General features: G+C 51.0%; 19 protein-coding genes. 11 read left to right on the top strand and 8 right to left on the bottom strand.

Features of this window, described 5'->3' with window-relative positions; translation table 11 throughout:
- Positions 1 to 209: 209 nt before the first annotated feature.
- Positions 210 to 2,252 (bottom strand): peptidyl-dipeptidase Dcp, encoded by a 2,043-nt coding sequence (dcp, locus tag WN16_RS15075; protein ID WP_087878859.1) that lies wholly within the window; start codon positions 2,250 to 2,252, stop codon positions 210 to 212.
- Positions 2,253 to 2,392: 140 nt separating this feature from the next.
- Between dcp and ydfG the strand changes: the two genes are divergently transcribed.
- The 3 genes from ydfG to ydfZ all read left to right on the top strand — a co-directional run bounded on the left by ydfG (position 2,393) and on the right by ydfZ (position 4,307).
- On the top strand, positions 2,393 to 3,139 hold the full coding sequence (ydfG, locus tag WN16_RS15070; protein ID WP_003032398.1) for a bifunctional NADP-dependent 3-hydroxy acid dehydrogenase/3-hydroxypropionate dehydrogenase YdfG: 747 nt from the start codon (positions 2,393 to 2,395) through the stop codon (positions 3,137 to 3,139).
- Positions 3,140 to 3,225: 86 nt separating this feature from the next.
- On the top strand, positions 3,226 to 3,912 hold the full coding sequence (locus WN16_RS15065; RefSeq protein WP_003032396.1) for a GntR family transcriptional regulator: 687 nt from the start codon (positions 3,226 to 3,228) through the stop codon (positions 3,910 to 3,912).
- Between the two features lie 191 nt (positions 3,913 to 4,103).
- A complete protein-coding gene (ydfZ, locus tag WN16_RS15060) occupies positions 4,104 to 4,307 on the top strand; it encodes a putative selenium delivery protein YdfZ (protein ID WP_003032393.1) in 204 nt (67 codons plus the stop codon).
- 75 nt (positions 4,308 to 4,382) lie between these two features.
- On the opposite strand, the gene WN16_RS15055 is transcribed toward ydfZ, so the two are convergent.
- The 4 genes from WN16_RS15055 to WN16_RS15040 all read right to left on the bottom strand — a co-directional run bounded on the left by WN16_RS15055 (position 4,383) and on the right by WN16_RS15040 (position 9,057).
- Positions 4,383 to 5,849 (bottom strand): mannitol dehydrogenase family protein, encoded by a 1,467-nt coding sequence (locus tag WN16_RS15055; protein WP_044699842.1) that lies wholly within the window; start codon positions 5,847 to 5,849, stop codon positions 4,383 to 4,385.
- A 163-nt stretch (positions 5,850 to 6,012) separates the two neighbouring features.
- A complete protein-coding gene (locus tag WN16_RS15050; protein ID WP_044699843.1) occupies positions 6,013 to 7,347 on the bottom strand; it encodes an MFS transporter in 1,335 nt (444 codons plus the stop codon).
- A gap of 60 nt (positions 7,348 to 7,407) precedes the next feature.
- Positions 7,408 to 8,622: a starvation-sensing protein RspA gene (gene rspA, locus WN16_RS15045; protein ID WP_003032386.1), complete on the bottom strand. Its 1,215-nt coding sequence runs from the start codon at positions 8,620 to 8,622 to the stop codon at positions 7,408 to 7,410.
- 108 nt (positions 8,623 to 8,730) lie between these two features.
- Positions 8,731 to 9,057, bottom strand: a complete 327-nt coding sequence (locus tag WN16_RS15040; RefSeq protein ID WP_044699845.1) for a YnfA family protein — start codon at positions 9,055 to 9,057, stop codon at positions 8,731 to 8,733.
- A 153-nt stretch (positions 9,058 to 9,210) separates the two neighbouring features.
- Between WN16_RS15040 and WN16_RS15035 the strand changes: the two genes are divergently transcribed.
- Together WN16_RS15035 and speG are read left to right on the top strand one after the other, a co-directional pair.
- On the top strand, positions 9,211 to 9,552 hold the full coding sequence (locus WN16_RS15035) for a DUF1283 family protein (protein ID WP_003032382.1): 342 nt from the start codon (positions 9,211 to 9,213) through the stop codon (positions 9,550 to 9,552).
- Between the two features lie 35 nt (positions 9,553 to 9,587).
- Complete coding sequence (gene speG, locus WN16_RS15030; protein ID WP_003032379.1) at positions 9,588 to 10,148, top strand: spermidine N1-acetyltransferase; 561 nt, start codon at positions 9,588 to 9,590, stop codon at positions 10,146 to 10,148.
- 7 nt (positions 10,149 to 10,155) lie between these two features.
- Here speG and WN16_RS15025 read toward each other — a convergent pair whose 3' ends face one another.
- Positions 10,156 to 10,866, bottom strand: coding sequence for a YnfC family lipoprotein (locus WN16_RS15025; RefSeq protein WP_080942005.1), 711 nt, complete (start codon positions 10,864 to 10,866; stop codon positions 10,156 to 10,158).
- A 102-nt stretch (positions 10,867 to 10,968) separates the two neighbouring features.
- Here WN16_RS15025 and WN16_RS15020 point away from each other — a divergent pair, with 102 nt between their 5' ends.
- The 6 genes from WN16_RS15020 to clcB all read left to right on the top strand — a co-directional run bounded on the left by WN16_RS15020 (position 10,969) and on the right by clcB (position 17,414).
- A complete protein-coding gene (locus WN16_RS15020) occupies positions 10,969 to 11,277 on the top strand; it encodes a DUF1161 domain-containing protein (RefSeq protein ID WP_086538958.1) in 309 nt (102 codons plus the stop codon).
- Between the two features lie 148 nt (positions 11,278 to 11,425).
- A complete protein-coding gene (gene ynfE / locus WN16_RS15015) occupies positions 11,426 to 13,864 on the top strand; it encodes a selenate/tellurate reductase subunit YnfE (protein WP_088169098.1) in 2,439 nt (812 codons plus the stop codon).
- Between the two features lie 10 nt (positions 13,865 to 13,874).
- The gene (locus WN16_RS15010; protein WP_044699855.1) at positions 13,875 to 14,492 is read left to right on the top strand and encodes a DMSO/selenate family reductase complex B subunit; all 618 of its coding nucleotides are present in this window, start codon (positions 13,875 to 13,877) and stop codon (positions 14,490 to 14,492) included.
- 1 nt (position 14,493) lies between these two features.
- Entirely contained in the window at positions 14,494 to 15,348 is an 855-nt protein-coding gene (locus WN16_RS15005; protein WP_044699858.1) for a dimethyl sulfoxide reductase anchor subunit family protein, read from the top strand.
- 42 nt (positions 15,349 to 15,390) lie between these two features.
- Positions 15,391 to 16,005, top strand: coding sequence for a Tat proofreading chaperone DmsD (gene dmsD / locus WN16_RS15000; RefSeq protein ID WP_003028918.1), 615 nt, complete (start codon positions 15,391 to 15,393; stop codon positions 16,003 to 16,005).
- Between the two features lie 119 nt (positions 16,006 to 16,124).
- A complete protein-coding gene (gene clcB / locus WN16_RS14995) occupies positions 16,125 to 17,414 on the top strand; it encodes a voltage-gated ClC-type chloride channel ClcB (RefSeq protein WP_044700060.1) in 1,290 nt (429 codons plus the stop codon).
- Here clcB and bioD read toward each other — a convergent pair.
- A complete protein-coding gene (gene bioD, locus WN16_RS14990) occupies positions 17,370 to 18,065 on the bottom strand; it encodes a dethiobiotin synthase (protein WP_003028922.1) in 696 nt (231 codons plus the stop codon). The genes clcB and bioD overlap by 45 nt on opposite strands.
- Before the next feature lie 125 nt (positions 18,066 to 18,190).
- A complete protein-coding gene (mlc, locus tag WN16_RS14985; RefSeq protein ID WP_044699862.1) occupies positions 18,191 to 19,411 on the bottom strand; it encodes a sugar metabolism global transcriptional regulator Mlc in 1,221 nt (406 codons plus the stop codon).
- Positions 19,412 to 19,421 lie beyond the last annotated feature (10 nt).

Here is a 19,421-nt window from a genome sequence, read left to right as displayed (position 1 = left end):
GTTAAATTGCAGGGTTCTTTTCTTAGATAATTCAAATAAACGGGCATCACATCCGGTTGTTGATGCGCGAAGCGACAGTAAGCAGCAGGCCGGATGGCGCTTCGCTATCCGGCCTACTGCGTAATTCCCTTTTCATCACAATGATGAATTTATCGGCATCATTATGATTAACTAAGCTGAATTGAGGACTTTCCCCCTCTGAACAAACCTTACGCGCTCAAACCACGATGTTCCAGCATCGACTCCATTCGTGGTTCTCGTCCACTCCACTGGCGATAGAGTTCAGCTAAATCAGTGCTATTTCCGCGGGACAAAATCGCTTCACGGAATTTCTGCCCGTTTTCACGGGTTAATCCGCCCTGCTCTACAAACCATTGATAACCGTCATCGGCCAGCATTTGCGTCCACAGATAGGCGTAATAACCCGCGGCATAACCGCCGCCGAAGATATGGGCAAAATAACTGCTGCGATAACGTGGTGGCACGGCCTTGAGATCCAAACCTTCTGCTGCCAGCGCCTGCTGTTCAAATTGATCGACCGAAAGAGATAACGCGCTATTTTCCAGACCGTGCCAGCGCATATCCAGCAATGCAGCACTGAGCAGTTCGGTCATGTCGTAACCTTTGTTAAACAGGCTGGCCTGCTGCATTTTATCTCGCAACGCCTGCGGCATTTGCTCCCCGGTAACAACATGACGAGCAAAACGAGCGAAGACCTGCGGATGACTCGCCCAGTGTTCGTTAATCTGCGAAGGAAATTCAACAAAATCACGCGGAGTGTTGGTCCCTGAAAGCGTGGCGTAACGCTGAGTGGCGAACAGACCGTGCAACGTGTGCCCAAACTCATGAAATAACGTAATAACATCATCCCACAATAACAATGCAGGCTGACCTTTTGCCGGTTTTTGATAATTACACACGTTGTAAATAACCGGCCGGGTTTCATTGAGTTGCGATTGCTCAACAAAATTGCCCATCCAGGCACCACCGCTTTTCGATTCCCGGGCAAAGAAATCGCCGTAAAATAACGCCAGACCTACGCCATCGTGATCAAATATTTCCCATACCCTAACATCCGGGTGATAAACAGGAATATCGAACCGTTCTATAAATTTTATGCCAAAGAGTTGATTTGCCGTCCAGAAAACGCCTTCGTTCAGCACCGTATCAAGGGCAAAGTAAGGTTTGAGCTGCGCCTCATCCAGAGCATATTTCTCACGACGAACCTGCTCAGCATAAAATGCCCAGTCCCAGGCCTCGACGTTAAATTGCCCCTGTTCGTGATTGATAACATTCTGGATTTCGGCCTGTTCATCTAATGCCCGAGCTCGCGCAGCAGGAACAATCGCCCGCATGAAAGTCAGTGCAGCTTCCGGTGTTTTTGCCATCTGGTCGGCAATTTTCCATGCAGCGTAATTGGAAAAACCGAGTAGTTTCGCCTGCTGCATCCGGATCTCGACCAGTCGCTGAATAATAGCCCGAGTATCGTTAGCGTCATTGTTTTCTGCTCTCGTCCATCCGCGGGTGAACAGACTTTCACGGGTATGGCGATCGCGTAACGCCGCAAGCGCTGGTTGCTGAGTCGTGTTCAATAGCGGGATAACCCAACGCGCGTCGAGCCCTTTCTCTCTTGCAGCTTCAGCGGCAACGGCAATTTCCTCAGCGCTGAGTCCCTCCAGATAACGTGCATCATCCACCACCAGAGCACCGGACTTGTTCGCTGCCAGCAGCCGTTGGTTAAACTGGCTGGTCAGCGTGGCGGACTCTGTATTGAGCGCTTTAAGGTTCGCTTTATCAGTCTCATTCAGACATGCGCCGGCCAGTACAAAACGCTGGTGGATGACCTCCAGCAAGCGTAATGATTCGCTTTCCAGCCTCAGAGAACCTCTCCGTTGCCAGACAGCGTCAACGCGCGAGAAGAGTGATTCATTGAGATAGATATCATTGGCAAGGCTCGCCAGTTCCGCGGAAAACTCTTCGTCAAGGTGCTGTAGTTCATCGTTGGTGTGCGCCGCCGTCATCGCGAAGAAAACGCTGGTTACGCGTGTCAACAAAGCGCCGCTTTGTTCAAGCGCCAGCAACGTATTGGCAAAATCAGGGGCTAGCGGGTTTTGCACAATCGCCTCGATCTCTGCACGTTTTTGCCGCACGCCTTCATCGAACGCTGGGCGATAGTGCTGCACCTCTATCTGATCAAACTGCGGGGCCTGATACGGCAACGTGCTGTGACTTAAAAAAGGATTCGTTAACAACATCTTTCACTCCTGAAAACGATTTGTTTACCAGAGTAGACTTCCCTGGAATCAACCGCAATCGCGTTACGCAGGAATAGCTCTGAACGGAAATGACGTGCTATGGTAGTACTACATAAAAAGCGTTGAGGAACAGTGAGATGATCGTTTTAGTAACCGGAGCAACCGCAGGTTTTGGTGAGTGCATTACGCGTCGTTTTATTGAGAATGGGCATAAAGTTATTGCCACCGGACGCCGCCAGGAGCGCCTGCAGGAACTGAAAGAGGAATTGGGTGACCGCCTCTATACCGCGCAACTGGACGTACGTAATCGTGCATCAATTGAAGAGATGCTGGACGCCCTCCCTGCTGAATGGCGCAATATTGATGTTCTGGTCAACAACGCAGGTCTGGCGCTGGGCCTTGAGCCTGCCCATAAGGCCAGCGTTGAAGACTGGGAAAATATGATCGACACCAACAACAAGGGGCTGGTTTATATGACCCGTGCCGTTCTGCCAGGCATGGTTGAACGCAACCGCGGTCATATTATCAATATCGGTTCTACAGCGGGCAGTTGGCCATACGCTGGCGGTAACGTCTACGGTGCGACCAAAGCATTTGTTCGCCAGTTTAGCCTGAATTTACGTACTGATTTACACGGCACTGCCATTCGCGTTACCGACATCGAACCGGGTCTGGTTGGCGGTACGGAATTCTCTAATGTCCGTTTCAAAGGTGATGATGCCAAAGCTGAAAAAGCCTACGAAAATACCACGGCGCTGACCCCGCAAGATGTCACAGAAGCGGTATGGTGGGTGGCTTCTTTACCGGCTCATGTCAATATCAACACCCTTGAAATGATGCCTGTCACACAGTCTTTTGCCGGGCTGAGTATTCATCGGAGCTAATTTATCTGCCCGGCCTTGCGCCGGGTATAGATAGCCTGAAAGAAGTGATAAAATATCCGGGTTAACTCTCTAAAAAGTAAGAATGAATGACCGTAGAAACGCAGCTCAACCCTACACAGCCAGTAAATCAACAGATTTACCGTATTCTTCGCCGTGATATCGTGCATTGTCTGATAGCACCCGGTACACCGCTGTCTGAGAAAGAGGTTTCCGTACGCTTTAATGTGTCACGCCAGCCGGTACGAGAAGCATTCATCAAACTGGCAGAAAACGGTCTGATTCAGATCCGCCCACAGCGTGGCAGCTATGTGAACAAGATTTCGCTGTCGCAGGTGCAAAATGGTTGTTTTGTCCGCCAGGCGATTGAATGTGCCGTGGTACGCCGCGCCGCATCGCTGATCAACGACCAACAGTGCTATCAGCTTGAACAAAATTTGCATCAGCAGCGCATAGCAATTGACCGAAAACAGATCAATGATTTCTTCCAGCTTGATGATGAGTTTCATCAGAAACTGGCTTTAATCGCCGAGTGCCAACTCGCCTGGGATACCGTTGAGAATATAAAGGCTACAATTGACCGCGTTCGTTATATGAGCCTGGATCATATTTCCCCGCCTGAAATGCTGTTACGCCAGCATCACGATATCTTTGCCGCCCTTGAGAAACATGATGGCGATGCGGTCGAGCGCGCAATGATGCTCCATCTCCAGGAAATTGGTGAGTCCGTTCAGCTTATTCGTCAGGAAAATAGCGACTGGTTCAGCGAAGATTAATACTACGCTCGCCTCACACCGGGGTGAGTTTCTCCTGCGTTTTCCCCTCTCCTGCATAACTGCATAAAAAAAGCTGTGATTTTGATCGAAAACAAAAAAAATCCTTAACGAGAAGCGTATTTATATTGCGCCCGTTACGTGGGACTAAAAGCCCACGGGCTTTGACGGTAAGTTGGAAAGGAGAAAACACCATGAAAACATACGATCGTAACCGTAACGCAATCACCACTGGCAGCCGCGTCATGATCAGCGACACCGGGCTCACAGGCCGTATTACAGCGATAGATACCGATGGCCTGACCGCTGAGCAGATTCGCCGCGGAAAAACAGTGGAAATCGAAGGGTGTGAAGGCAAATATGCCCCCCTCGAGCTGATTCGTTTAGGCATGAACTAATTGGTGTGAATGCCAGAAAACACAGCGCCATCTGGCCCGTTGAAAGCCAGATGGCGACATAAAACATAATCTTCGTTACTTCAGTTTTGCTGCATACTTCGCAACCGTCGCCTTCGCCCCTTCAGCCAGTAAAGCAAGATATGCTTGTGTAACCTGGTTTTTGAACAATTCAACCTGCGGCAGTTCACGACCAAAGATAGCATCGATCGCCAGCAGCGCCTGAACGCGCTCTTCGCCCTCGTTACTGCTACGCACCGCATTCTGGATCACGGGCAACAGCGGATCGCTAATTTCAATCGCCTGGCCCTGCTCATCCACACCGCCGACGTAGCGCATCCAGCCCGCCACGCCCAGCGCCAGTAAATCAAAGTGACTGCCGTTTACAATGTGCCAACGAACGGAATCAAGCATACGCTGCGGCAATTTTTGGCTTCCGTCCATAGCGATCTGCCAGGTACGATGACGCAGTGCCGGGTTGCTGTAACGCTCAATTAACAGATCGGCATAACGTTGTAGATCAACACCTTTTACTTTCAGCGTGGGTGCTTGTTCCTGCAACATCAACGCACGAGCAGCAAGACGATAGTTTTCATCATCCATACAATCATTAATGTGTTGATAACCGGCCAGATAACCAAGATAAGCCAGGAAAGAGTGGCTGCCGTTGAGCATACGCAGTTTCATCTCTTCAAACGGAATGACATCTGCCACCAGCTCCGCACCTGCCTTCTCCCATTCAGGGCGACCGGCGACAAAGTTATCTTCGATAACCCACTGACGGAACGGCTCACATGCCACACCTGCCGGGTCGCGTACGCCAGTGATGTGTTCAATTTTGTCCAGTGTCTCTGGGGTAACTGCCGGGACAATTCGGTCAACCATGGTCGACGGGAACGTCACATGTTGTTCGATCCACGCAGCCAGTTCTTCATCCACCGCTCTGGCATACGCGGTGACAACACTACGCATTACATGACCGTTTTCAGGCATGTTGTCGCAGGACATCACAGTAAAGGCGGCTAAACCTGCCGCTTTGCGGCGTGCCAAAGCCTCAACCACTACGCCTGGCGCAGTTTTTGGCTGTTTTGGGTTTTGCAGATCGGCGGCAATCATTGGATTGTCTAACATCAGTTGACCGGTCGCCGGAGAATGGCAGTATCCTTTCTCCGTTATGGTCAGGGAAACGATCGCGACCTGTGGTTCACACATCGCTGCCAGTACGCTTTCCAGACCATCAACCTGCGCATGCAATGCATTTTTCACCACGCCCACGACTCTCGCAGTCCAGGCATCAGCAGACATCTCTGCAACGGTATACAGATTATCTTGCTGTTTCAGATCGAAAATCTGCTGCTCGCCGCCAATCAGATTCACTTCGCAGTAGCCCCAGTCACTGCCGTGATCTGCAGCCAAAATGTCAGCGTAAACCCCCTGATGTGCGCGGTGAAACGCGCCAAACCCAAGATGAACAATACGCGGAACCAGTTTTGTACGATCGTAGTCAGGAAGTGCAGCCTTTGCCGCTAAGAGCTTGTTTTGCATGGTATGGCCTACTTATAAATGAAATCAGGACTGTTCCAGAGTAACGCCTGTATGGTTGTATGTTTTGATTTGCATTAAGCTTTTTATGATTGGTATGACATCAACATCTAAGCTATATACCACCTGAAAGATGAATATGGCGGCACACTGCCGCCAAAGAAGATTAGTGTTTCTGCCACTGCTGGTATTCACGTTTTAGTCTCTGCGGCGCGGTTTCAGGCATCATTAGCAAACCAATGACTGAGATGACGCCTAGTACAATCACGTAGGTTGCCAGTCCATAATAATGCCCACCAGTAACCTGCAGAATCTTCACAGCCACCAGCCCCAGGATCCCACTACCTATCAGCGATCCTAACTGCCAAATTAATGCAATACCGCTACAGCGAATGTGCGTAGGGAAAAGCTCCGGGAAATAAGAGGCCTGAGGCGCATAGCACATACTATGTCCAAAACTCAGAACCAGAATCATCACAAGCTGTGTTAGCCAGAAATTATCCTGATTAATTGCCAGGAAGAATGGAATAATCATAACAACCTGAAGAAGCGCACCCATAATATAGACGGGTTTACGCCCAATTCTGTCACACAGCGATCCCATTAGAGGTATGGCAACAATTTCTATTATCACTGCGACAATCATTGTCTCCATCAAGATATTTGCATCAAGATTATTTGCTTTACCGTAAGCAAGGACAATCACAGTAAACATAGCAAATGTGCAAGCTTCAATAAGCTTAGCGCACACTCCCTTAACAACAATACCAGGGAAATCACGAATGACTTCGACTAATGGTCGCGATTCTTCTGCTTTTGTCTCCCTAATCTGAGCAAAGACTGGTGACTCATCAATTTTTAAGCGGATAAACAGCCCAACAATAACCAGTAGCAGGCTTAACAGGAACGGTATACGCCACCCATTATCCATCATTGCCTCTGGAGAAAGCGTGGCATTCAACAACGCAAAGAGTGCCAAAGGCAGAAGGAAGCCAACCGGAGCGCCGATTTGAACCCAACTGGAGAAAAAACCACGATGCTTGGGTTCAGAGTATTCAGCAGTCATCAGTACTGCACCGGCTTGTTCACCTCCAACACCAAAGCCTTGTAATACACGAATAAAAATAAGTAAAGCTGGGGCCCATACACCTATTTTTTCGTATGTAGGTAACAAGCCAATACAGAATGTCCCTAAGCCAACGATTAATATCGTAATCACCAGAGCTTTTTTGCGTCCAACTTTATCGCCAATATGTCCAAAGACAATTCCGCCTAATGGTCTTGCGAGGAAACCAACAGCATAGGTAGCAAAAGCCGCGAGTGTACTAATTAACGGATCATCACTTGGGAAAAATAAATGGCCAAAAAAGAGTACAGCTGCTGTGCCATATGCAAAAAAATCATAATACTCAGCAGCAGTACCAATTGCGGATGCTGAAGCCACTCGGCGAATAATGGGCTTATTATCTACGTTGTTTTTAATATCGACTGAACTAACCATAAGTTTAACCTTCTGTAGGGTATTGGGTTAATCAACATCTTTCGTACGTAAAATTTATATTTACCAGTTCCACAGCGTGCCATCTTCCAGGCGAGCAACAGGCAGATATGCAGGGTCATACGGATATTTCGCCGCCAGTTTTTCGTCAAACTCGATCCCAAGGCCGGGTTTGTCTCCTGGGTGCATATAGCCGTTATCAAAGGTCCAGTTATGTGGGAACACTTCCAGCATCTGCTCGGAATAGCCCATATATTCCTGTACGCCAAAGTTCGGCACCCACAGATCAAAATGCAGCGCGGCGGCCATGCACACAGGCGATAGATCGGAAGGTCCATGTGAACCGGTACGTACCTGATACAGCGACGCGAAATCAGCAATCCGGCGCATACCGGTGATACCACCCGCATGGGTGATGGTGGTGCGGATATAGTCGATCAATTGTTCTTCGATCAGCTGTTTGCAGTCCCAGATGCTATTGAACACTTCCCCTACCGCAATCGGCGTGACGGTATGCTGGCGGATCAGGCGGAAGCACTCCTGGTTTTCAGCTGGGGTTGGGTCTTCCATCCAGAACAGACGGTATTGCTCAATGCTTTTGCCAAAACGGGCCGCTTCAATTGGCGTCAGACGGTGATGCATGTCGTGCAGGAGATGTTCGTTGAAACCGAATTTATCGCGCACGGCTTCAAACAGTTTTGGCGTGAAATCGAGATATTTCTCCGTTGACCATAACTGTTCTTCCGGCCATTGCCCTTTAGTGGCAGGTTCATAGGCCAGTCCTTTGCCTTTAGACATACCGTAAGTGGTTTTCATGCCCGGTACGCCACACTGTACGCGAATCGCTTTAAAACCCATTTCTTTATGACGCGCATAATCTTCCAGTACGTCATCCACGGTATGGCCAGTGGTGTGGCAATAAACCATAACTCCTTCACGAGAAGCACCGCCGAGTAACTGGTACAACGGCATATTGGCTGCTTTCGCTTTGATGTCCCACAATGCCATATCCACTGCGGAAATCGCCGACATGGTGACCGGCCCACGACGCCAGTACGCGCCTTTGTAGAAAAACTGCCAGATATCCTCAATACGATGCGCATCACGACCAATAAGCTGCGGGCACACGTGATCTTTCAGATACGACGCCACGGACAGCTCGCGTCCATTTAACGTGGCATCTCCCAGCCCGGTGATCCCATCTTCTGTCGTAATTTTCAACGTCACAAAATTACGCCCAGGACAGGTAACAAAAACATCAGCCCCAACAATCTTCATTTCTTATTCCCTACATCTGTTCTTGTGATGCAGGAAATTTACTCAACTGAGCTACTACCATACAAGTATAAAGATCAAAAAAGCACTGCTTGATCACAAAAAAAGGCGCTATGCGCGCCCCCATCCAGCCACAATGATCAACATGCCGCACAACGCCACCAGCGCGCCAGACCAGTCATACAAACTGAGTTTTACACCATCGACAATGCGTAGCCATAACAGCGCGGTCACCACGTAAACACCGCCATAGGCTGCGTATACACGCCCGCTGGCTGCCGGATGCAGTGTCAGCAACCAGACGAATAAAGCCAGTGACACCCCCGCGGGTATCAGTAACCAGGCTGTAGCCCCTCGCTTAAGCCAAAGCCAGGGTAAAAAGCAGCCAATGATTTCGCATAACGCGGTGACGAAAAAAAGAAATGTGGTCTTAAGCATTGATGTTATTCAGTTACCTTCGGTTTAACTATGATACGACAGAATCTCGTTAGCGTATCCATATCCACCGGGTGGGTATGCCCGCAAACCGGAATAGTGTAGAATTTAACCCTGTTTTATCGTTTTTACCCTTTCCCATAAAAGGAATTCGCCATGAAAATTACACTGACCAAACGCCTGTGCCTGACGGCTATGCTGACGCTGGCTGCGGCTGTGTACACCTCTTCCGCATTTGCTGAAACCAGTAAACTGGTCATTGAATCCGGGGACAGTGCGCAAAGTCGTCAACAAGCAGCAATGGAAAAGGAACAATGGAACGATACGCGTCAGCTTCGCCAGAAAGTCAACAAACGTGCAGAGAAAGAGTGGGACAAAGCCGATACAGCCTTTGATAGCCGTGATAAATGCGAACAGAGCGCTAATATTAATGCGTACTGGGAACCTAACACATTGCGCTGCCTTGACCGCCGTACTGGCCGCACCGTTGCCCCATAATCATTGCACTTTGAAGGATATTGAAAGGATACGATATGACTAGCGCCCTCAGTGTTAAGTTGCGCCCGCTGGAGCGTGAAGATTTACGATTCGTCCATCAGCTTGATAATAACGCCAGCGTAATGCGTTACTGGTTTGAAGAACCTTACGAAGCGTTTGTTGAGCTGTCAGACCTGTATGACAAACACATTCACGACCAAAGCGAACGTCGCTTTGTGGTGGAATGCGACGGTGAAAAAGCCGGACTCGTGGAACTGGTTGAAATTAACCATGTGCACCGACGGGCGGAATTCCAGATCATTATTTCCCCTGATTATCAGGGCAAAGGTCTGGCTTCCCGGGCTGCTAAGCTGGCGATGGATTACGGCTTTACCGTACTCAATTTATATAAGCTGTATCTGATCGTTGATAAAGAGAACGAAAAAGCTATCCACATCTACCGTAAACTTGGCTTTATGGTCGAAGGCGAGCTGATTCATGAATTCTTTATCAACGGCCAATACCGCAACACTATACGTATGTGTATCTTCCAGCAGCAGTATCTGGCAGAACATAAAACGTCAGGTCCTAACCTGCTGCAACCTACCGCTCAATAAAGTCTGACTAATAGTACGCGATGGTGTTTTCAATTGAGTAATGGTGTTCAACTGCCGGCTTCACGCTCTCGTCAACGATAACGAGCTGGCAGTTGACCGGATTTGCGTATTTATCGTATTTGCACGTTTGTTTGACGTTGCCTACCGGATGATTGTTGAGCAGGCTCACCGCGGTGTAATCCAGCTTCTTCAACGGGTCGACCGACGGTTTGGCATCAACCTGTAAGGTATTGTCCTTATTAACGGTTGTTTTACCCAGCGGGTAGCCTTCCGCATCATATCTATATTGCACCTTCATCTCTTTCCCCGTGGCAGAAACGACAAAACCGTTATCGTCGGTATCCCACACCACTCCTGCCGCAGGCAGTTCCGCCAGTTGGCATTTGCCCTGTAAACGGATCCGTTTTTCCAGCGTTTCGGCATCCCGGTAGTAGTTTGCATCCAGGACCAGCGCCATACCGGTATTGTTTTCAATATCGTGCAGTTCAAGCGTATCGAAACACCCTTCCTGTGACAGCGTACCAACGACACGCTTAGTGACCTCACCTTTATCATTGAGCAGCGTCTGGCTGAAATCTTTCACCGGCCCACGCAGCGGGTCGAAATCAAATTCATTGGAAAAACTGGCCATTTCCGGCGTAAAGGAAACCAGCCCTTTGGCGTTATCACAGCCAACCAGCACGACGCACAGGAAACCTAACAGGGTCTGTTTCTTCACATTTTTCACCGGGATAAGAAGATAATTCTCAATCATATTAGCAAATACAGTTATTTACACCAGAAATGCTAATCTTAGTTTAAGTCGATCATAAAGGAGCTGATGATGAAATACATACCAGGAATTGCCGCGATCATGTTGGTAGTCGCTTCCCCGCAGGTTCTGGCGGCACCCGCGTCATGCGAACGCGTAAAAAGCGATATCGAACAACGCATCATCAATAATGGTGTAGCTGAATCCAGCTTCACGCTGAATATAGTCCCCAACGATCAGGCCGATCAACCTGACTCACAGGTAGTCGGACATTGTGCAAATGATACGCACAAAATTCTCTATACCCGGACCAACAGCGGCAACGCCCCCGCCAATAGCACATCTGCACAAGACGGACACGTCGTCGAACCGCAATAAATCTCACCCTCCGTGCGCGGAGGGTTACTCCAGTTTGATATGCATTAAGATGACATACTCATAAATGGGTAAACTCACTCCATTATTAGCATGCTATTAATTTCGCTGTAGAGATTAATATATAGCGATAACTATAATGGAGTGAGTTATGTCTGATACTGAGCAATATGGAGGCATCAGCCGCAGGACGTTAGTGAAATCCTCGGCTATCGGTTCGCTTGCGCTTGCCGCAGGCGGGCTGTCATTACCTTTTGGAATGCGCACCGCCGCCGCTGCGGTACAACAGGCGATACAACCGGCTGAAGAGAAAGTGGTTTGGGGCGCGTGTTCCGTAAACTGCGGCAGCCGTTGTGCCCTGCAACTCCACGTCAAAGATGACGAAGTCGTATGGGTGGAGTCCGATACGACCGGAGACGATCTTTATGGTCAGCACCAGGTTCGTGCCTGTCTGCGTGGGCGTTCAATCCGCCGACGGATCAATCATCCGGATCGCCTGAATTATCCGATGAAGCGCGTAGGCAAACGTGGTGAGGGAAAATTCGAACGTATAACCTGGCAGGAAGCGCAGGATACCATCAGTGACAGTTTAAAAAATACCGTGGAGAAATACGGTAATGAAGCCGTTTATATTAATTACACCTCAGGCATTGTAGGCGGCAACATTACGCGCTCCTCTCCTTATGCCTCGCTGGTCGCTCGCCTGATGAACTGCTATGGCGGTTTCCTGAGCCATTACGGCACTTACAGCACCGCACAAATCGCGGCAGCAATGCCCTATACCTACGGCTCAAATGACGGCAACAGCACATCCGACATCGAAAACACGAAACTGGTAGTAATGTTTGGCAATAATCCTGCCGAAACGCGCATGAGCGGCGGCGGAATAACGTACTTCCTTGAACAGGCCCGGGAGCGATCTAATGCCCGAATGATCGTCATTGATCCGCGCTATACCGATACCGCTGCGGGTCGTGAAGATGAGTGGATCCCTATCCGTCCGGGAACCGATGCCGCACTCGTGGCGGGACTTGCCTGGGTTATGATTAACGAAAATCTTGTCGACCAGGCGTTCCTCGACACATATTGCATCGGTTATGACGAGAAAACCCTACCCGCCGACGCCCCCGCTAACGGACATTACAAGGCCTATATACTTGGCAACGGCGATGACGGTATCGCTAAAACGCCCCAATGGGCCTCGCATGTCACCGGGATCCCCGCCGATCGCATTATCAAACTGGCTCGGGAAATCGGCAGCACAAAACCGGCATATATTTGTCAGGGCTGGGGGCCGCAACGTCAGGCTAACGGCGAACTGACCTCACGGGCGATCGCGATGTTGCCTATCCTGACCGGCAACGTTGGCATCAACGGCGGCAATAGCGGTGCACGAGAATCAACCTACACCATCACGATTGAACGCATGCCGCTGCCGGAGAATCCCATCAAGACCCAGATATCCTGCTTTAGCTGGACCGACGCCATCGCTCGTGGCCCGGAAATGACCGCAACCCGCGATGGCGTGCGCGGGAAAGATAAGCTCGATGTACCGATTAAATTTATCTGGAACTACGCGGGCAACACCATTACTAATCAGCACTCAGATATCAATAAAACGCATGAGATCCTTCAGGATGACACGAAATGCGAAATGATAGTAGTCATCGAAAACTTCATGACATCTTCGGCCAAATATGCCGATATTCTGCTGCCGGACTTAATGACCGTCGAACAGGAAGACATTATTCCTAACGACTATGCGGGCAACATGGGATACCTCATTTTTATTCAACCCGCGACGTCACCGAAGTTCGAGCGTAAACCGATCTACTGGATAATGAGCGAAGTCGCCAAACGCCTTGGCAATGATATTTATCAACGCTTTACGGAAGGCCGTACTCAGGAACAGTGGCTCCAGTATTTGTATGCAAAAATGCTGGCCAAAGACCCCGCGCTGCCTTCCTATGACGAGCTGAAAAAAATGGGGATCTATAAACGTAAAGACCCTAACGGGCATTTTGTCGCGTATAAAAAATTCCGCGACGATCCGCAGGCCAATCCGCTCAAAACACCGTCCGGAAAGATTGAAATTTATTCCAGTCGACTGGCGAAAATAGCCAATACCTGGGAGTTGCAAAAGGACGAAGTAATTAGTCCGCTTCCCGTCTACGCCTCTACGTTTGAAGGGTGGGATGATCCGAAACGCAGCGCATTTCCGCTGCAGTTGTTTGGCTTCCATTACAAATCCCGTACGCACTCCAGCTACGGCAATATCGATGTTCTGCAGGCGTCCTGCCGTCAGGAAGTGTGGATCAACCCTGTCGATGCCCAAAAGCGTGGTATTGCAAATGGCGATATGGTGCGGGTCTTTAACGACCGCGGTGAAGTACGTATTGCGGCCAAAGTGACGCCGCGGATCCTGCCTGGCGTCAGCGCAATGGGCCAGGGTGCATGGCACGATGCCGATATGACCGGCGACAAAATTGATCATGGCGCCTGCGTAAATACGCTGACAACACAGCGCCCTTCACCGCTGGCAAAAGGCAACCCACAGCACACTAATCTGGTCGAGATCGAGAAGGTTTAAGGACTAACCCATGACAACTCAGTATGGATTTTTTATTGATTCCAGTCGTTGCACCGGATGCAAAACCTGCGAACTGGCCTGCAAAGACTACAAGGATCTCACGCCCGACGTCAGTTTCCGCCGGATTTACGAATACGCCGGAGGTGACTGGCAGGAAGACAACGGCGTCTGGCGACAGAACGTTTTCGCCTACTACCTCTCCATTGCCTGTAACCACTGTGAAGATCCGGCCTGTACCAAGGTTTGCCCCAGCGGGGCTATGCATAAACGTGATGATGGTTTTGTGGTCGTTGATGAAGATGTGTGTATTGGCTGTCGTTACTGCCACATGGCCTGTCCGTACGGCGCACCGCAGTTCAATGCCGCCAAAGGGCATATGACCAAGTGCGATGGCTGTCATGACCGCGTGGCAGACGGCAAAAAGCCTGTCTGCGTCGAGTCCTGTCCGCTGCGTGCGTTGGACTTCGGTCCCATTGATGAGCTGCGCAAAAAACATGGTGATCTGGCAGCCGTCGCCCCGCTGCCGGGTGCGCACTTCACCAGACCGAGTATTGTGATCAAACCAAACGCCAATTGCCGCCCGACCGGGGATACCACGGGTTTTCTGGCTAATCCAAAGGAGGTGTAAAATGGGAAATGGATGGCATGAATGGCCGCTGGTACTGTTCACGGTGCTGGGCCAGTGCGTAGCCGGGGCGCTGATCGTAAGTGGCTACGGCTGGCTAACCACTAAAGACGATGCGGTAAAACAGCGTATTGTGCGCAGCATGTTTTTTCTGTGGCTGGTGATGGGCATCGCCTTTCTCGCCTCAGTCATGCATTTAGGTTCGCCGCTGCGCGCGTTTAACTCGCTGAACCGAATTGGCGCATCGGCGCTGAGTAACGAAATTGCCAGCGGTTCGCTGTTTTTCGCCGTCGGTGGCCTGTGGTGGCTGGTGGCGTTTCTCGGTAAAATGCCCGCAGCTATAGGTAAAATCTGGCTGCTGTTGAGCATGTTGCTGGGCCTGGTATTTGTCTATGCGATGACCAACGTCTACCAGATAGACACCGTCCCAACCTGGTATAATGGCTATACTACACTGGCGTTTTTCATGACGATGCTGCTCAGTGGACCGCTGTTTGCCGCCCTGCTGCTGCGGGCTGCGGGTGTTTCCTGCAGCCCTGCCAGATTCGCCGGTATCAGCGTGCTGGCCCTGCTGGTGACCGTGGCTGTTGTTGTGCTGCAGGGACTGTCGCTCGGCGAAATCCACAGTTCGGTACAAAACGCTGGCGCGCTGGTGCCCGACTACGCAAGCCTGCAGGTCTGGCGCATCCTCCTGCTGGTTGCGGGGCTGGGCTGCTGGATATGCCCGCTTGTCCGTCGCAAAGAACCGTCCGTCGGCGGACTGGCGCTGGGCTTAGTGTCCGTCCTCGCCGGTGAAATCATTGGCCGCGGCTTGTTTTACGGTTTACATATGACAGTCGGAATGGCTGTCGCAGGTTAATTTTCGGGTGCGGGGCAACCCGCACTGTTCAGGATTGTTTGCATGACCCATTTTTCACAACGTGACAACTTTTCCACCGCAGCGCGTGTGCTCGGCGCGCTGTTTTACTATGCCCCAGACAGTGCCGAAGCTTCGGCACTGGTCAGTGCGTTAAGCAACGATGGTTGGCAGGCGCAGTGGCCGCTTGAAAAGACAACGCTTTCGCCGTTAGTTGCACAGTTTCAGGCTGAGGCCGATGAGTCTCTCCCGCAAGCCTGGCAACGTCTGTTTGTTGGCCCTTATGCGCTCCCTTCTCCGCCCTGGGGATCCGTCTGGCTGGATCGTGAAAACGTGTTGTTTGGCGACTCCACGCTGGCTCTGCGTCAGTGGATGCGTGACAACGGTATCCAGTTTGCTATGCAGCAAAATGAGCCAGAAGATCACTTTGGTTCACTACTGTTGCTGACGGCCTGGCTTGCTGAGAACGAACGCCACACCGAGTGCGAACAGCTGCTGGCCTGGCATCTGTTCCCATGGTCATCGCGCTTCCTTAATGTGTTTATCGAAAAAGCCGATCACCCGTTCTATCAGGCGCTGGGTGAGTTGGCGCGTCTGACGCTGGCACAGTGGCAATCACAGTTATTGATCCCGGTAGCCGATAAGCCTTTGTTTCGTTAATTTCGTCACAGGCAGGATGCATACTGCCTGTGGTGCATCCTGTTGCGCACGCTGAGCTTTTGCTTCTGTTGTTAAATAGCCGCAAAATAAAACGTCTGAAACTTCCTCTCTGGCCACACATGCATCATTTACATGCTTATCCTGACCTGCGCGCCATGTTCCGCCGTCTGCTGATCGCCGCGTTGATTGGCGTCCTTGCTGCGCTGGCCGTCGCAGGATTTCGTCATGCCATGCTGCTTCTCGAATGGTTGTTTCTGAGCAATAACACGGGGAGTCTGGTCAACGCTGCGACAAACCTTTCGCCTTTAAGGCGTATGCTGACACCTGCACTCGGCGGTCTGGCGGCTGGATTACTACTGTGGGGCTGGCAAAAATTTAACCGTTTACGCCCACAGGCTCCCACTGATTATATGGAAGCTCTACAAACCGACGGACAATTTGACGTCAGTGCAAGCCTGGTGAAATCGCTGGCCTCGTTACTGGTTGTCGCCAGCGGGAGCGCTATCGGACGCGAAGGTGCCATGATTTTACTGGCGGCGCTGGCGGCTTCCTGCTTTGCTCAACGCTTTACCCCACGTACAGAATGGAAGTTATGGATTGCCTGCGGCGCCGCTGCGGGTATGGCCGGAGCCTATCATGCCCCGCTGGCGGGCAGTTTATTTATTGCCGAAGTGTTGTTTGGCACGCTGATCCTCGCATCACTGGGACCGGTAGTGGTGTCCGCCGTAGTCGCATTACTCACCACCAATCTGCTTAGCGACAGCAATGCGCTGCTGTATACCGTTCACCTGTCTCGGGAATTGCATACTCTGGAATACGTTATGATTGTCAGCACCGGTCTGGCTGCTGGCATCTGCGGACCGCTCTTCATGTGGCTGATGACCACCAGCCATAATGGTTTTTTGCGCTTAAAACTCTCGCCGCCGTGGCAACTGGCGCTTGGTGGGTTGATCGTTGGCCTGCTTTCATTGCTCACGCCTGCGGTCTGGGGTAATGGCTACAGCGTGGTGCAGTCATATTTACTTTCGCCACCGCTGCTGGCCGTAGTTAGCGGGATTTTTATCTGCAAATTACTGGCGGTGCTTGCCAGCAGTGGATCCGGTGCGCCAGGTGGCGTGTTTACGCCAACGCTGTTTGTCGGCTTGTCGGTGGGCATGCTGCTGGGTCAGGTATGGGGATTATGGCTTCCGGGCTCAGATGAAATTGCTATTTTGCTGGGCTTAACGGGGATGGCCACGCTACTGGCTGCTACCACGCATGCACCAATAATGTCGACCTTGATGGTTTGTGAAATGACCGGGGAGTATCGCCTGCTCCCCGGATTACTGATTGCCTGTGTCCTGGCGTCGGTGCTGTCGCGTACGTTACGCCACGACTCTATCTACCGACAGCACGCTGCCGAGCATTGACAGACGGATGTACTGCGACAGCTCACGCTGCTCTGCACGAGGCAGATAAGGCAGTTCACCGATAAGCGGGGCAGGTAATTTTTTACCCAGCACATCAATGATTTCCGCATAATGCGCCAGCCCCGGGTTGATTCGGTTCGCGACCCAGCCAATCAGCGGCAGTCCGTCGCTGGCAATCGCCTGTGCGGTGAGGATGGCATGATTAATACAGCCTTCCTGGATACCCACCACCATCAGCACCGGCAGTTGTTCCTGCACCACCCACTCCGATAACGGACGCAGATCGTTCATCAAGCTCCGCCAGCCTCCGGTGCCTTCCACGACAACGTGATCGACTTTTTCGCTGAGGCTTGCGAGACCGTTGGATAACAGGGTGTAATTGACCGGACCACTATGCGCTACGCTACTTTCGTCTTCGCTGAGCGCAATCGGGTTGACCGCTTCGTAAGGCAGTTCGATAGTGGACACGCTTTGCAGCACCAGCGCATCTTTGTTGCGCAGACCTTCGGGCGTCTCTTTGCTGCCTTTGGCTACAGGTTTGTAACCCGCAACGCTTTTACCCCCTGACGCTAACGCTTGTAGTAATGCGCGGGAAACCACGGTCTTCCCAACAGAAGTGTCTGTACCTGTAATAAAGAAACGCTTCAGCATCACTAACTCCACCGTTATGCTTTGAAAATATAAGTCAGGAAAATAAAACAGTGGAGAAAGTCTAAGGTATGACGACCAGGATCAGCTTGAGATAGCGCAATTTTTCGTACGACAGTTAAAAAATGTTAACCCTGTAATAGACGAATCAACAAAGAACCGTTATACATCGCGTCCTTAACGAGCGCCGCCCCCGCCATCGTCCCCTGATTGGTAAACTGCGTACTTTCAACGACTATATGCTGACTGTAAGCCGGAAGTGCCTGCTGACGAATGCTGTCAGCGATGGTGGGGAACAAGATATCTGCCGCTTTACTGAGCGGAGACCCAATCAATATCTTTTGCGGGTTGAACAAATTCACCATGATGGCAAGAATTCTGCCGACGTGGGTCCCGACGCCGCTAATGATATCTTTCGCCAATAAATCACCCTGCATTGCCGCCAGACACAGTGCGTCTACCGTCAGCGGTTGTCCGTGTAAAGAAGAACTCATTGACTGCTTCAAGCGCACCTGCGCCAGTTCGAGCACGCTGTCGACGCTGGCGATCGTTTCCAGACAACCATGGTTACCGCAGTAGCAGCGTTTACCGTACGGATCCACCTGCGTATGGCCAATTTCCACCAGGCTACTGCTGCCTGCATGCAGTAAATGACCGTCAGTGATTACCCCGGCACCCACGTTATGATCGATCACCACCTGAATGACGTCGCGCGCACCACACGATGCGCCGAAAAGCGCCTCAGCCATGGTCCAGGCGCTAATATCATGCTGAATATAGACCGGTACGCCAGTATGGTTCTCAAGCGCCTGGCCCAGCGGCATCTCTTTGACATCTTCGTAAAATGGCATGCGATGCACGATACCGTTTTCAGTATCAATAATGCCGGGTAAGGTGATGGCGATGGAGGTTAAGCGTTCCAGCTTTTGTTGGTGGCGGATGAAAAACTGGTCGACCTGGGTAATAACACGTTCCAGAAGCGGTGTTTCACTGACCAGCTCCATTTCAAGGCAATCTTCTACCACCAGTTTGCTGCTCAGATCGCGCAGTGCCAGAAAGATCTCGCCGCGACTGATACGGATGGATAAATAGTGCCAGGCTTCCGTTTCAACAACCAGCCCAACTGCCGGACGCCCGCGGCTGCCCGCTTCCTTGATTTCCAGCTCTTGCACAAGGTGCGCTTCGAGCATTTCGCGGACAATTTTAGTAATACTGGCAGGCGCCAATTGCGCCAGGCGAGAGAGATCAATACGCGATACCGGACCCAGCTGATCAATCAGGCGATAAACCGCGCCTGCATTGGTCTGCTTAATTTGATCGATATGCCCAGGCTGACTATCAGCAACCACCACTTACTCC

The sequence above is a fragment of the Citrobacter sp. ABFQG genome, from assembly GCF_004322975.1.
In the GTDB taxonomy this organism is placed as follows: domain Bacteria; phylum Pseudomonadota; class Gammaproteobacteria; order Enterobacterales; family Enterobacteriaceae; genus Citrobacter; species Citrobacter freundii.
The sequence above is the reverse complement of the archived record's forward strand: the minus strand, read 5'-3'. Positions and strand labels throughout refer to the sequence as shown.

Excerpts from the sequence above, each read along its gene's own strand:
- ynfE (WP_088169098.1), top strand. The coding sequence starts at position 11,426 with ATGTCTGATACTGAGCAATATGGAGGCATCAGCCGCAGGACGTTAGTG.
- WN16_RS15050 (WP_044699843.1), bottom strand. The coding sequence starts at position 7,347 with ATGGTTAGTTCAGTCGATATTAAAAACAACGTAGATAATAAGCCCATT.
- speG (WP_003032379.1), top strand. The coding sequence starts at position 9,588 with ATGACTAGCGCCCTCAGTGTTAAGTTGCGCCCGCTGGAGCGTGAAGAT.
- WN16_RS15040 (WP_044699845.1), bottom strand. The coding sequence starts at position 9,057 with ATGCTTAAGACCACATTTCTTTTTTTCGTCACCGCGTTATGCGAAATC.
- WN16_RS15005 (WP_044699858.1), top strand. The coding sequence starts at position 14,494 with ATGGGAAATGGATGGCATGAATGGCCGCTGGTACTGTTCACGGTGCTG.
- bioD (WP_003028922.1), bottom strand. The coding sequence starts at position 18,065 with ATGCTGAAGCGTTTCTTTATTACAGGTACAGACACTTCTGTTGGGAAG.
- WN16_RS15055 (WP_044699842.1), bottom strand. The coding sequence starts at position 5,849 with ATGCAAAACAAGCTCTTAGCGGCAAAGGCTGCACTTCCTGACTACGAT.
- dmsD (WP_003028918.1), top strand. The coding sequence starts at position 15,391 with ATGACCCATTTTTCACAACGTGACAACTTTTCCACCGCAGCGCGTGTG.
- ydfG (WP_003032398.1), top strand. The coding sequence starts at position 2,393 with ATGATCGTTTTAGTAACCGGAGCAACCGCAGGTTTTGGTGAGTGCATT.
- clcB (WP_044700060.1), top strand. The coding sequence starts at position 16,125 with ATGCATCATTTACATGCTTATCCTGACCTGCGCGCCATGTTCCGCCGT.
- WN16_RS15035 (WP_003032382.1), top strand. The coding sequence starts at position 9,211 with ATGAAAATTACACTGACCAAACGCCTGTGCCTGACGGCTATGCTGACG.
- WN16_RS15065 (WP_003032396.1), top strand. The coding sequence starts at position 3,226 with ATGACCGTAGAAACGCAGCTCAACCCTACACAGCCAGTAAATCAACAG.
- ydfZ (WP_003032393.1), top strand. The coding sequence starts at position 4,104 with ATGAAAACATACGATCGTAACCGTAACGCAATCACCACTGGCAGCCGC.
- rspA (WP_003032386.1), bottom strand. The coding sequence starts at position 8,622 with ATGAAGATTGTTGGGGCTGATGTTTTTGTTACCTGTCCTGGGCGTAAT.
- WN16_RS15010 (WP_044699855.1), top strand. The coding sequence starts at position 13,875 with ATGACAACTCAGTATGGATTTTTTATTGATTCCAGTCGTTGCACCGGA.
- WN16_RS15020 (WP_086538958.1), top strand. The coding sequence starts at position 10,969 with ATGATGAAATACATACCAGGAATTGCCGCGATCATGTTGGTAGTCGCT.